Consider the following 12769-nt stretch of genomic DNA (forward strand, 5'->3'; position numbering starts at 1 on the left):
CTTTCGGTGTGGGGCTCCGGTGTGGGGCGACAATGGTGTGCGGCCGTGATTCGAGGGTCCCGGCCGCGCACCGGGCGCCGCCCGGGTACGGCAGGCGGACGGACACGGCGGCGGGCGAGACGGCCGGCGGCGGAGGGGGCGGGATGCGGGCGAGCCGGGCGATCGCGTTGTTGCTGCTCCTGCAGAATCGGCGCACGATGACCGCCGCGCAACTCGCGGCCGAGCTGGAGGTGTCCGAACGCACTGTGCAGCGTGATGTCGCCGCGCTGATCGAGGCGGGGGTGCCGGTGTATGCCGAGCGCGGTCGTGGTGGGGGTTATCGGCTCGTCGATGGCTACCGTAGCCGGCTGACCGGCCTCGAACGCGCCGAGGCCGAGGTTCTGCATCTGGCCGCGCTCCCGGGCCCGTTGCGTGAGATGGGCCTGTCCGGGCAGGCCCTTGCCGCACGTGTGAAGATCGCGGCCGTGCTGGGGGACGCGCCCGGGGCTGCCGCGCAGCGTTTCCATCTCGACGCGCCCGCCTGGTTCCGTGACACCCAGGCTCCTCCGCTGCTCGCCGAGGTCTCGCGTGCGGTGTGGCAGGAACGCGTGCTGCACGCCCGCTACGCGGCGCGCGGTGGTGGCACCCGGCAGCGGCGGCTGGAGCCGTACGGGCTGGTGCTCAAGGCGGGGCAGTGGTACGTCGCGGCGCGCGGGCCCGGCGGGCGCATCCGTTCCTATCGCGTGGACCGGTTCGAGAGTGCCGAGGCGGGCGAGGAACGTTTCGAGCGTGACCCGGACTTCGATCTCGCCGACCACTGGGCCACCGCGGCGCGGGAGTTCACCCGGGCCATGCTGCGCGAACGCGCCTTGGTGAGGTTGAGCCCGCTGGCCGTTGAGCACCTCGCCGTGTTGCTGGAGCCGGTCGCCGCCGCCGACGCCCTCGGCACTGCCGGTCCCGCGGACGCCGACGGCTGGATCACCGTGACCCTGCCGCTGGAGAGCTGGGAGATCGGCTACTTCGAACTCCTGCGGCTGGGCCCGGAAGCCGAGGTCCTCCACCCACCCGAACTGCGTGCCCGCCTGGCCGAGGCGGCCCGCCGCGCCGCCGCTCTCTACGCCTGAGCGTCGGCACGCCTGAGCGTCGGTACACCTGAGCGGCCGGCCCGGCAGGGCGGCCGCCCCGGGAAAGGCGGACCCGGCGCCCCGACACGCGGTGCGGCGCGCACCGTTGGGCCGCGGACCGGGTGCCGGGGTTCCGCGCGGGTCGGGGGTGGGGGTTTCGAGCGCGCGTGGGGTCAGGTGTTGTGGATGTTCTGGCCCGGGGTGAGGATTCCCGCCGGGTCGTAGCGCCGCTTGGCCCGTCGCACTCGTTCCCACTGCTGCCCGTAGTGGCGGATCCAGTCCGCCCGGGCCATCCCGGGGATCGCGCCGATCAGGTAGCGTTTGCCGCCCAGCTCGACGGCCCGTTCGTACAGGTGCCGGTTGCGTTCCAGCATCCGGGTGGTGTCCGTGCCGGGTGCGGGGAAGGCGAGCAGGTCGAAGTGCCAGCCCACGTCCTCGGTGGGCAGCACTGCCAGTGGTGTGGTGATCTTGTGGCGCGCGTAGGGGTAGAACAGCAGCAGTCCGGCGCCCAGGTCCGCGGCGGTCAGGACGTCGGCTGCTTCCCGCATGAACACTCCCGCCGTGGACGCGGGCAGGAACAGGCTCAGCCATGGCTTGGGCAGGCCCCAGAAGCCCGCCGTCCGCAGGTACGCGGCGAAGGCGTCGACCCGGAACGCGTACTCGCGCCAGCTCTGTTCCACCACCGTCGTCTCACCTGCCACCGGGTTCAGCCCCGCCAGGAGCTCCTCGCTTTCCCCCGCGCGTCCGGTGTCCCCGTAGGCCACCAGTTCTGCGGCGTACCGCCACCGCTTTCCGTCCGAGCTGCGCACCACGTTGCCGACCTGCAGGTCGAAGCGGCCGTCGGCCAGGATCTTCTGTTGGTCGGTGAGGTAGGTGTCCAGGTCGTCGTAGGCGAGGGTGAACACGGTGGAGCGTTCGCGCGCCGGCACCAGTGCCAGGGTCGCCTGCACGATGATTCCCGCCTGTCCGCCGCCGGCCAGTACCGCCTCGAACAGTTCCCGGTTGTTCTTCCGGGAGGCCGTCACCAGTTCACCGGTGCCGGTCACCACCTGCAGCTCGCGCACCGTGTCGGTTTGCAGGCCGTGGTGCTGCACTGCGCCGCCGATGCCGCCCACGCTCAGTGTCCCGCCCACCGACAGGTGCAGGTAGTCCGTCAGCGCTGGCGGTATCCAGCCCTTGGCGAGTGCGGCGTCGGTCAGCTGCGCCCAGGTGGCGCCGGCTTGCACCACGGCCTCGCCGGGGCGGACGGAGACGATCGTGTCCAGGCCACGGGCGTCGATGGCGATGCCGCCGCGCGGGTTGGCCTGACCGTAGCTGGAGTGCGATTCGAGTCCGGAGCGCCCGAGGAGCGCCGCGTCGCCGCTCTGTCCGTTGACGGCCACCGGGATGCGGTGGTGCCGGGCGAATGCGACGATGCGCTGCACGTCCCGTACGGAGGCGGGGCGTGCCACGGCGCGGGGTGCGGCGGTGATCAGGTGTCCGAAGTCGCCGGCGAACCGTTCCAGGTCTTCGCCGTTCAGGGTCACCGTGCCGTCCAGGGCGGGCAGTTCGGCGACGCCTGGGTCAGGTGTGGTGGCCCAGGTGCGGGTGGTGGCGTTCCACCCGAGTACGGCGGCGCCGACGCCGGTGATCAGGGCGCGGCGGGACAGTCCTGGCCTGCTCATATCAGGGTATCTCCGATCGGTCGTCACATCGGGGTTGTTGTACCGCAGTCATCTCGTCGGTCGCCTACCGGCCGTCCGGCCCGTAGAGCTTCCAGTCGTTGCAGCTCAGCAGGTGCACCCGGCCCGCAGTACCAGACCCTCGTCCACGCGCGGGGGCGTCACTGACCCGCCTGGCCGAGCCGACGCTCGATCTCCCGCAGCTGCGCCATCGTGTGGTCCCACATGTGGCGCTGGTAGGCGGGGGCGTCGGCGGGAATGAGGGTGCTGGCGGCCCGTGCCTCCTCCAGCAGTGCCTGCCGGGCCTGGGGCAGGCGGGCCACCCGCGCGCCACTCTCGCTCAGCTCCCGCAGCACGTAGGCCAGTTTGTAGGCGTAGGCGCGGGGGCTGACCGTGAACAGGATCCGGTAGGCCCGCATTCCCTCCTCGCCGGTCAGGATCCGGTCGTTGTGGCTCATCAGCCGTACCCGTGCCGCAAGCAGCAGGTCCATGTGCACGTTCATGTGTCGTTTCCCCCTTGGTCGTTGCTCTCGTGGTGCACACCCCCAGCCCCCTGGCGACGGCGCCGGGGCGCGACGGCTCGCGCGCCGCCGTCCGGACAGGCGGGCGGCGGCGCGTGGGCCGCGAGAGAGGGGGAGTGGGGTGTTGCACGAGTGTGCGGCGCGGACGCGGGGTGCGGCAAGGCGAAGAAAGGGTGGGCTGCGTCCTACCGCAACCCTTGCCTGACCTGGCAGGATTGGGGTCGGCACCCTCCCGGGCCGGGGCCGGAAAAACCCGTTGCACCCCCGGGGCGCCTTGCGCAAGAGTGGTCGCGCACAGAACGCCGCACCACCGCACCACAGCGAAGGAGGGGAGTGCGCCATGAACGGCACAGCAGCCCGAGCCGCCCGTGGCCGTGGCTATCGCCGCCCCCGCTGTGGCACCTGCGCCGGCGCCGCCTGGCCCCGGACGCGCTGAGCCGCCGCGCCGCCCTGCCCCCGGCGGGCCGGTCGTGTCGCGCAAGCTCTTTGTGGAGCAATGGTGTTGACGCTCCCCGAGGGCGACGGCGAGGGTGAGCTGGGCATGGGAGAGCCCAAGGGCCTGTAAAGCCCCCGCTTCGGCTGTGGCGGTTCGAATCCGTCCTCGCCCACCCCTGCCGCAGACCGGTCCCCGGCGGCGCCGGCTGACGGCGTGTTCATTCTGGAGCTGATCTGCACCGTGCTGGCTGGACCGGATCGAGGAAGTGCCGGCGCAGTACGCCGCCGTTACCACCGCCGGTGTTTCATGTCTCTTGCCGGCGGCTGCTCGCGGTCCGTTCCGGCTGACCGCCGCGGCCCGGCACGGTCACGCAGCTGTCGGCGTCCCGGGGATAGCCAGGCCCCGAGGTGGCCCAGTGGACCGTACGGGAATTGGCCCAGATGCCGGGTCAATTCCGCACTACCGTAGGCAGCATGACAACGGGATCCACCACGACCGGCGACCGGTCTGTCTCCACCTCCCCTTCCTCGGCCCCGGCGGCGATGCGTCAGGCCCGCGGCTCGGCCGCGTTCTGGAGCGCGATCGGCCGAAGCCGGGGGCACGAGGTGATCCGGCGCCGCGGATTCGTCGCGGTCGACGGCGACGAGCGCGCGGGCGTGCGGATCCTGATCCAGGAGCCCGGCCTCGATGCGGGCGAGGTGGCCGAGTTGAGCGAGCTGGCCCGCCGGGCCGTGGGCCCGGTGAACGCCGAGGATCCGTTCAACGCCACCGACCTGAGCCAGCTGGGCATGCGCAACTGGCAGATGCCGATCATGGTGCGCGCGCCCGGGCCCGTGGGCGAAGCGGCGGGTGAAGCGGCGCTGCAGGTGGTCCGGGTACGGCGCAGCGAGGATCTGCAGGCGGCCGAGCGGGTGGTGATCGAGGGTTTCGAGCTGACCGCGTTCGAGCCCTACCGCGGCGGTGAGTTGTTCCCGATGGCGCTGATCGGGCAACCGGGCGTGGATGTGTTCGTCGCCTCGTACGACGGTGTGGCTGCGGGGGCGTGCGTCAGGGCGGTGCACGAGGACGTGGTCGGTCACTTCTGGGTCGGTACCTCGCCGGCCTTCCGCTCGCGCGGGGTGGGTCGGGCGGTCATGCTCGCCTCCCTCGCGGACCTGGCGCACCTGCCGGCAACCCTCACCGCTTCGAAGCTGGGCAGGCCGCTGTACGAGTCGCTGGGCTACACCGCCGCGGCACCTTCGACCTGGTGGGCCTCTCAGCGGGTGAGCGCGTCGCGGTGAAGCCCTGGCGGCGGCCCCGGTCCGGATGGCAGGCGAACACGGGGATAGCCTGACCGCATGTTCATCCTGGAGTTGACCTACACCGCCGAGTTGGAGCGGATCGACGAAGCGCTGGCGCAGCACGTGCGGTGGCTTGAGTCCCACTACGCGGCCGGCACCTTCCTGGCGTCGGGGCGCAAGGTGCCGCGTGATGGCGGGGTGATCCTGGCGGTGGGGCAGGACCGGGCCGAGATCGAGGCGCTGGTGGCCACCGACCCCTTCGTGCGCCTGGGGCTGACCCGCTACCGGGTGACGGAGTTCCTGGCCACCGTCACCGCCCCGGCGCTGGAGGCCTACCGCCAGCAGCTGGCCGCCTGAACCCGAGGCCGCAAGCCGCCGCAGGCCGTAAGCGGTAAGCCGCGTGCCGCGTGCCGCACGCCGTGCGCCGGAGGCCGCCCGACGCTGATGCGAGTGGTGCCCCGGGCCGGCCCGAGCTGTTCGGGGCACGGTCGCGTTCTGGCTACGATCGGTGAGCGCGGGGCGGAGAGGCCCTCGCGCTTGTCGGGAATTCGGCGGGAGTGGACGGATGGCACACGCACGAGCCGGGCAGCCGGCACAGCCCGGGGACCTGGTGGACGTGGCACGGCTGGTGACGGCGTACTACGCGCTGCGCCCGGATCCGCAGGAGGTGGCGCAGCGGGTGGCGTTCGGGACGTCGGGGCACCGGGGTTCCTCGCTGGACGCGGCGTTCAACGAGGATCACATCGCCGCGACGACGCAGGCGATCTGCGAGTACCGGGCCGGGCAGAAGGTGGCAGGCCCGTTGTTCCTGGGTGCGGACACCCACGCGCTGTCCGAGCCGGCCAAGGCGACGGCGCTGGAGGTGCTGGCCGCCAACGGCGTGCAGGTGCTGATCGACGCCGCCGACGGCTACACGCCCACTCCGGCGGTCTCGCACGCGATCCTGGTGCACAATCGGCGCAGTCCGCAGGCGCTGGCGGACGGCATCGTGGTGACGCCCTCGCACAATCCGCCGCGTGACGGCGGTTTCAAGTACAACCCGCCCAGTGGGGGGCCGGCGGGTTCCGAGGCGACCGGCTGGATCCAGGACCGGGCGAACGAGCTGATCCGCGAGGGCCTGCGCGGGGTCAAGAAGGTCCCGTACGCGCGGGCGCTGGCCGCCGCCACCACCGGGCGACACGACTTCCTGGGCGCCTATGTGGAGGATCTGCCCTCGGTGGTGGACCTGGACGCGGTGCGGGAGGCGGGGTTGCGCATCGGTGCGGACCCGCTGGGCGGGGCGTCGGTGGCCTACTGGGGGCGGATCGCGGAGTCCCACCGCCTGGATCTGACGGTGGTCAACCCGGTGACCGATCCGACGTGGCGGTTCATGACGCTGGACTGGGACGGCAAGATCCGCATGGACTGCTCCTCGCCGGCCGCGATGGCCTCCCTCATCGGCCGCAAGGACGAGTACGCGATCGCCACGGGCAACGACGCGGACGCCGACCGGCACGGCATCGTCACCCCGGACGGTGGCTTGATGAACCCCAACCACTACCTGGCGGTGGCCGTCGACTACCTCTACCGGCACCGTGCCGACTGGCCCGCTGACGCGGCGGTGGGCAAGACGCTGGTGTCCTCCTCGATGCTGGACCGGGTCGCCGCCGACCTGCGCCGCGCGCTGGTGGAGGTTCCGGTCGGCTTCAAGTGGTTCGTCGACGGCCTGTTGGAGGGCTCGATCGCCTTCGGCGGCGAGGAGAGCGCCGGCGCCTCCTTCCTGCGCCGCGACGGCGGGGTGTGGAGCACCGACAAGGACGGCATCCTGCTGGCGCTGCTCGCCTCGGAGATCACCGCCGTCACCGGCACCACCCCCAGCGCCTACTACCGTGACCTGACCGCCCGTCACGGCGCTCCCGCCTACGCCCGCCTGGACGCCCCCGCCGACCGCGACCAGAAGGCCCGCCTGGCCCGCCTGTCGCCGGAGCAGGTCACGGCCGGGGAGCTGGCGGGGGAGAAGATCACCGCGGTGCTCTCCCACGCGCCCGGCAACGGGGCGGCCATCGGCGGCCTGAAGGTGTGCACCGACAACGCCTGGTTCGCGGCCCGGCCCTCGGGCACCGAGGACGTGTACAAGATCTACGCCGAGTCGTTCCTGGGCCAGGAGCACCTGACGCGGGTGCAGCAGGAAGCCCGCGCCCTGGTCGGCGAGGTACTCGGAGCCTGACGCACGTCCGGTGCCCCGGCCGTCTCTTCGAGGTGGCCGGGGCACCGGCGGCGCGGGGGCCCGACCCCCGTACGGGCCTCCTGGGTGGACGGCGTTCGGCCCGCCCCCGAGCGGACGGCCGCGTGCCGGTGCCAGCCGGTCGGGCGGGTGCCGGGGTCGATGCCGGTCAGCGGGTGTCCGGCGCGGCGATCGCTGTCGACGATGCCGGGCCCGCTCTGGCGTACGGTTCCTCAGGCGCGTACGGCTTCTTGCCCGCGCGTCACCGCCGTCGGCGCCATCGCGGCCGGTGCCTCCGCCGCAGTCGGCGCCCCCGCCGCCACCGGGGCAGGTGCCTCCGCCGCAGGGGCCGCGTGGGCCGGGGCGTGCGCGCGCTGGTCGCGGGTGGTGGCCGCGGCGATCGCGCACGCCACCAGTGCCAGCACCGCCGCCGCCAGCGGGAACCACCGCTCGCCCAGCAGCGCGATCGATGCCGACCCCGCCACCCCGCCGGCCGCCGTGCCCAGGTACAGGGCGCTGCTGTTCAGCGAGATCAGCAGCGGCGCGTTCGCCGGGTCGATGGAGGCCAGCCGGTGCGGCAGCGCGACCGACACCGCCCACCCGGCCAGCGGCACCACCACCGAGTACGCCAGCGCCCCCGGCATGCCGCGCCCCAGCCACGGCAGGGCGGCGAAGGCGCCGGCGGCGACGGCGGAGCCGGCCAGCAGCACGGTGCGCACCCCGGCGCGGTCGACCAGGCGCCCGCCCAGCCAGCTACCGGCCACCGACATCACGCCGGTGGTGAGCAGGATGAGGCTCAGCCGGTCGGCGCTGCCGCCGGTGGCGCCGTGGACGGCGGTGGCGAGGTAGATGTAGACGCTCTGGAAGGCGAGGAAGAAGGCGAGCGTGGTGGCGGCCGCGCCGAGGACCTGGCGCCGGCCCAGCGGGGCGAGGCGGGCGCTGAGGGTGGGGGCGGCGGCGGGGGCGGGCAGGCCGCGCAGCAGGGCGGCGAGTCCTGCGAGCGCGGCCAGGCCGAGCGCGGTGACCAGCCACATCGTCAGCCGCCAGTCGGCGCGTCCGACCCAGGTGCCCAGCGGTACGCCGAGCGCGGTGGCGACGGTCATGCCGCCGAGCACGGTGGCGATCGCCCGTCCGCGCCGCTCGGGGGCGACCAGGGTGGTGGCGACCGCGTTGGCGGTGGGGGTGTAGAGGGCGGCGCCGGCTGCGGCCAGCACCCGGGTGGCCAGCAGCAGTTCGTAGCCGGGGGCGAGGGCGCTGAGCGCGTTGGCGGCGCTGAAGACGGCGAGCGCGGTCAGCAGCAGGCGCCGGCGCGGCCAACGGGCGGTGGCGGCGGCCAGTGGCGGGGCCAGCAGGGCGTAGCCGAGCGCGAAGACGGTGACCAGCTGGCCGGCGGCGCCCACCGACACACCCAGGTCGGCGGAGATCGGGCCGAGGATGCCGGCCACGACCATCGAGTCGGTGCCCATGGCGAAGGTGCCGAGGGCGAGCAGGAGCAGGCGTACGGGCACGGGAAAGCCCCCCGAGGCTATTGTTGGACGACCATGCAACGGTTTGATGCTCGCCAAACAATCGAGGATTGGTGGATGATTGTCAAACCATTCACCGCCGTCGTACCCCCGAGGACCGGAGCCAGCCCGTGACCACCGCGCCCATGACCACCGTGCCCGTGACCGAGGATGAGCGGCTGCCCCAGCCCGCCACCGCCGACATCGACCTCGTCACGGTCCTGCACGCCCTCGGCGACCCCGTCCGCATGCGCCTGCTGCTCAGCTACGCCGACGGCGCCGAGCACTCCTGCGCCCCCCGCGACCTGGGCCTGGACCACCTGCACAAGTCGACCGTCTCCCACCACATGCGCGTCCTGCGCGAGGCCGGCGTCACCACCACCCGCGTCGCCGGCCGCAACCGCTTCGTCAGCCTGCGCCGCACGGACTTGGACGCCCGCTTCCCGGGCCTGCTGGACGCCCTCCTCGCGGCGGCCCCCGCCCCCGCGTCCGCTTGAGGCCTGCGGCCACGGGCCTGCCGCCGCAGGCCCGTGGCCCGCGGCGGCGTCAGCGCGCCAACCTCGCCACGGCCGCCGCGGTGACGGGCGTGAAGAAGTTGACCAGGTTGCCGTCGGGGTCGCGCACCAGCAGCGACCGGTTGCCCCAGGGCATCGTGGTCGGCCCGGCGACGACGTCGGTGACGAAACCCGCCAGGTCCTCGGCCACGCGGTCCACGTCGTCGACCAGGAACTCGGTGATCACACTGCGGTTGTCCGCCGGGTGGGCGGAGCCCGGGGCGAACAGTGCGACGGTGCGGGTGGCGGCGATGGCCAGGGTCGCGCCCGCGGTGCGCAGTTCGGCGAAGTCCTCGGTGGCCCACACCGCCCGCGCGCCCGTGGCCCGCTCGTAGAACCCGACGAGGCGGGCGACGTCGCCGGTGATGATGCGGATCGAGACGAAGTCCATGGAATCTCCCTGGTCGTACGTGCTGAAGACGTTGCGCAACGCAGGCTAGGAGCAATACCGGACAGAACCGGTCCCCTATCGGAGGTAGCTTGTCCGCATGCCCCGACCCACCGCACGCGTGCTGACGCTCCTGGAACTGCTCCAGTCGGGCGGCACCCGGACCGTGGCCGAACTCGCCGACCGCCTCGGCGTCCAAGGACGCACCGTGCGCCGCTACGTGGACCGGCTGATCGAGCTGGACGTGCCCGTGGAATCGGTGCGCGGGCGCTACGGCGGCTACCGTCTCGCCCCCGGCTACCGCCTGCCCCCGCTCATGCTCGGCGACGACGAGGCGCTGGCCGTCCTGCTCGGCCTGCTCACCGCCCGCCGCACCGCACTGACACCCACCCAGCGCACCGCCAACGAGACGGCGACGGCGAAGATCCGCCGGGTCCTGCCCCGGCCCACCGCCCGCCGCCTCGACGCCCTCCTGGAAACCCTCGCCCACACCGACCAGTCCGACACCCCCGGCGCCCCTGCCACCCCCGACACGCCCGACGGCGCGGTCCTGCTCACCGTCGCCGACGCGGTACGCCATCACCGCCCCCTCGCCATCCGTTACACCGACCGCGACGGTCGGCCCAGCGAACGCACCCTGCACCCCCACGGGATCGTCGCCCACGGCGGCCGCTGGTACGTCACCGGCACGGACACCCGGATCGACGAAGCGCGGACCTTCCGGCTCGACCGCGTCACCGACGCCAGAGTCCTGCCCGGCACCTTCGACGAACCCGCCGGCCCCGATCCCGCCCAGCGCGTACTCACCGGCTTCGCCACCGCCGACTACCGCCACCGGGTGAGCCTGCGCATCCACGCCACGCCCGAACACGTCCGCACCCACCTGCCCGCCGCCGTCGCCGAGCTCGCGGAACACGAACCCGCGACCGGCCAGGACCAGGACCAGGCGGCCGAGCGCTGGCTGCGCGTCGAACTGCGGGCCCAACGCCTCGACTGGCTGCCCCCGCTACTCGCCGCACTCGACCGGCCGTTCACCATCGACCGCCCTGACGAACTGCGCGAACTCGTCACCGCACTCGCCCACCGTCTCGCCTCCGGTGCCCGCAACGCCGACACGTAGGGTCCCTACCGCAGCGCAGCACACCGCGGCGCAGCACACCGCAGCACACCGCAGCACACCGCAGCGCACCGCAGTGAAACGGAAAGGACGGTTCATGCCGATCAGGGGCGTGCTCTTCGACGTCGACGACACCTTGTTCGACTACTCGGGCTCGGAGGAAGCCGGCATCATCGCCCACCTGCGCGACATCGGCCTGCTGCAGCGCTTCCCCTCCCCACAGGCGGCGCTGACCCTGTGGCGCAGCGTCATGGAGGTCCAGTACGCCCGCTACCTCGCCCGGGAACTCACCCTGCGCGGCCAGCAGTACGAACGCACCCGCCAGTTCCTCGCCCAACTCGGCGAGGACGGTGCCGAGCACCTGAGCGACGAACAGGCCGCCACCTGGTTCGCCGGTTACGCCGCCCACCGCGACGCCGCCTGGACCGCCTTCCCCGACGCGAAGCCGACCCTGCGGCAACTCGCCCCCCACTACCGGCTCGGCATCGTCTCCAACTCCGACACCGACCACCAACGCCACAAACTGCGCACCATCGGCCTGCTCGACCACCTCGGCGACGTCCTCGTCTGCTCCGACCAACACGGCGAAGCCAAACCCGCCCCCGGCATCTTCCACGCCGGCTGCGCCGCCCTGGGCCTGCCCCCACACGAAGTCGCCTACGTCGGCGACAAGTACACCCTCGACGCCGAAGGCGCCCGCAACGCCGGTCTCCACGCCTTCTGGCTCGACCGCGCCGCCACCAACACCCCCGTCGCCCAGGGCATCCACGTCCTGCACTCCCTGGACACCCTGCCCCAAGCCCTCACCACCTGACGCCACACCCCCACCCAGCAACCCGACCCACCCGACTCGCCCCCCACAGCGCTGCCACCGCCCCCGGACGTGGCGGCGTACCATCCCCGTGGACCGGCCCTCGGCGCCTACGCACGAGAAGTCGGCCGGCCCGACTTCCTGCGCACAGGGGAGTTGCGGGCCCGGGGCGTTGGAAGCCGCTCCTCCCGCGGACTCGCCCGCGTGGCCGACTTCCTGTGCGCGGGCCTACCGATCCGGCGAGGCGGGGGTGGTGGCGCCGAAGAGGGTGAGGCAGGTGGGGGTGAGGCCGGTGACGGTGACCGGGACGGGTGGGCCCTGCCAGTGGTCGCGGGACAGGCGCAGGCGCTGGGACTCCACGACGTGGCCGTCGAGGGTGTCGCGGTCGATGCCGTCGGGGCGGTAGCCGAGCTTGCGGGAGACGGCGAGGGAGGAGTGGTTGTCGGTGAAGGACACCGATGTCGCCGAGACCGCGCCCAGCTCCGCGAAGGCCAGCTGGAGCATCGCGGCGCGCATCTCGGTGCCGAAGCCCTGGCCCTGGTGCTCCAGGCCGACCCACGAGCCGGAGGAGATCTCGCGCCGCACCGTGAACTCCTTGGCCCGCATGTCCTGCACGCCCACCGGATGTCCCTGGTGGAAGGCCACCAGGTCCAGCGCCCAGTGCTGCGCCGTCCAGCGCCCCATCCGGTGCCAGTGCATCTGCAGGACGTGCCGGGCGCGTTCGGCGGGCGGCAGTGTTCCCCAGGGGGTGAGGAAGGGGCGCTGGGTCGGCAGGTGGATGCCACGGGCGGCGAGGTCCGCGACCTCGCCCAGTTCGTCCTCGGTGGGCAGGCGCAGTTCCAGGCGGGGCGTGGTGACGCGCAGGCCCTTCAGCGGCCAGTAGTCGGTGATCATCCGGGACAGTGTGCCGAAACCGCCCGCCCGCCGCACCACGGTTTCCCGTTCGACCGCCGGCCCGGACCAGCCGGTGGGCGGCCACCGGCTCCGGCTAGGGTGGGAACATGGTTGCCCCCTCCGCACAAGAAGTGGCCACGACTAACCGGGAGTTCGTCAGCGCACCCGCCTTGATCCTGCGCTCCCTGGCCTCCCGGCCCGACCGGCGGGCCATCACCACCGCCGACGGCGTCGAGATCACCGCCGGCGACTTCGCCGCCGCCACCTACCGCCTCGCCCACGAGCTCCTGGCCCGG

General features: G+C 73.0%; 12 protein-coding genes and 1 tRNA gene. 8 read left to right on the forward strand and 5 right to left on the reverse strand.

The annotated features are described in order from the left end of the window. Nucleotides 1-143 precede the first annotated feature (143 nt). Nucleotides 144-1103, forward strand: a complete 960-nt coding sequence (locus ACWCYO_RS05365) for a helix-turn-helix transcriptional regulator (RefSeq protein WP_449783459.1) — start codon at nucleotides 144-146, stop codon at nucleotides 1101-1103. Nucleotides 1104-1276: 173 nt separating this feature from the next. Here the strand turns inward: ACWCYO_RS05365 and ACWCYO_RS05370 are convergent, their stop codons facing one another. Then, the gene (locus ACWCYO_RS05370; RefSeq protein ID WP_449783460.1) at nucleotides 1277-2767 is read right to left on the reverse strand and encodes an FAD-binding protein; all 1491 of its coding nucleotides are present in this window, start codon (nucleotides 2765-2767) and stop codon (nucleotides 1277-1279) included. A 158-nt stretch (nucleotides 2768-2925) separates the two neighbouring features. Further along, nucleotides 2926-3267 carry a hypothetical protein gene (locus tag ACWCYO_RS05375; RefSeq protein WP_449783461.1) on the reverse strand — a complete coding sequence of 114 codons (342 nt, stop codon included), beginning with the start codon at nucleotides 3265-3267 and terminating at the stop codon, nucleotides 2926-2928. A gap of 546 nt (nucleotides 3268-3813) precedes the next feature. On the opposite strand from ACWCYO_RS05375, the gene ACWCYO_RS05380 reads away from it, so the two are divergent. From ACWCYO_RS05380 to pgm, 4 genes are all read left to right on the forward strand, one after another. Next, nucleotides 3814-3893, forward strand: a tRNA-Tyr gene (locus tag ACWCYO_RS05380). Nucleotides 3894-4161: 268 nt separating this feature from the next. Further along, nucleotides 4162-5001, forward strand: a complete 840-nt coding sequence (locus ACWCYO_RS05385; protein ID WP_449783469.1) for a GNAT family N-acetyltransferase — start codon at nucleotides 4162-4164, stop codon at nucleotides 4999-5001. 57 nt (nucleotides 5002-5058) lie between these two features. Next, nucleotides 5059-5358 (forward strand): YciI family protein, encoded by a 300-nt coding sequence (locus ACWCYO_RS05390; protein ID WP_270150087.1) that lies wholly within the window; start codon nucleotides 5059-5061, stop codon nucleotides 5356-5358. A 208-nt stretch (nucleotides 5359-5566) separates the two neighbouring features. Then, nucleotides 5567-7207, forward strand: a complete 1641-nt coding sequence (pgm, locus tag ACWCYO_RS05395; RefSeq protein WP_270150088.1) for a phosphoglucomutase (alpha-D-glucose-1,6-bisphosphate-dependent) — start codon at nucleotides 5567-5569, stop codon at nucleotides 7205-7207. A 230-nt stretch (nucleotides 7208-7437) separates the two neighbouring features. Here the strand turns inward: pgm and ACWCYO_RS05400 are convergent, their stop codons facing one another. Then, entirely contained in the window at nucleotides 7438-8712 is a 1275-nt protein-coding gene (locus tag ACWCYO_RS05400) for an MFS transporter (RefSeq protein WP_449783462.1), read from the reverse strand. 143 nt (nucleotides 8713-8855) lie between these two features. Here ACWCYO_RS05400 and ACWCYO_RS05405 point away from each other — a divergent pair, with 143 nt between their 5' ends. Further along, nucleotides 8856-9206, forward strand: coding sequence for an ArsR/SmtB family transcription factor (locus tag ACWCYO_RS05405; RefSeq protein WP_449783463.1), 351 nt, complete (start codon nucleotides 8856-8858; stop codon nucleotides 9204-9206). A 49-nt stretch (nucleotides 9207-9255) separates the two neighbouring features. Here ACWCYO_RS05405 and ACWCYO_RS05410 read toward each other — a convergent pair whose 3' ends face one another. Beyond that, nucleotides 9256-9654: a VOC family protein gene (locus ACWCYO_RS05410; protein ID WP_270150094.1), complete on the reverse strand. Its 399-nt coding sequence runs from the start codon at nucleotides 9652-9654 to the stop codon at nucleotides 9256-9258. 97 nt (nucleotides 9655-9751) lie between these two features. On the opposite strand from ACWCYO_RS05410, the gene ACWCYO_RS05415 reads away from it, so the two are divergent. Together ACWCYO_RS05415 and ACWCYO_RS05420 are read left to right on the forward strand one after the other, a co-directional pair. Continuing rightward, complete coding sequence (locus tag ACWCYO_RS05415; RefSeq protein WP_449783464.1) at nucleotides 9752-10771, forward strand: helix-turn-helix transcriptional regulator; 1020 nt, start codon at nucleotides 9752-9754, stop codon at nucleotides 10769-10771. 94 nt (nucleotides 10772-10865) lie between these two features. Beyond that, on the forward strand, nucleotides 10866-11582 hold the full coding sequence (locus ACWCYO_RS05420; RefSeq protein ID WP_270150097.1) for an HAD family hydrolase: 717 nt from the start codon (nucleotides 10866-10868) through the stop codon (nucleotides 11580-11582). 225 nt (nucleotides 11583-11807) lie between these two features. Here ACWCYO_RS05420 and ACWCYO_RS05425 read toward each other — a convergent pair whose 3' ends face one another. Then, on the reverse strand, nucleotides 11808-12473 hold the full coding sequence (locus tag ACWCYO_RS05425) for a GNAT family N-acetyltransferase (RefSeq protein WP_270150098.1): 666 nt from the start codon (nucleotides 12471-12473) through the stop codon (nucleotides 11808-11810). Between the last annotated feature and the right edge of the window lie 296 nt (nucleotides 12474-12769).

Source organism: Kitasatospora sp. NPDC001683 (genome assembly GCF_053596495.1).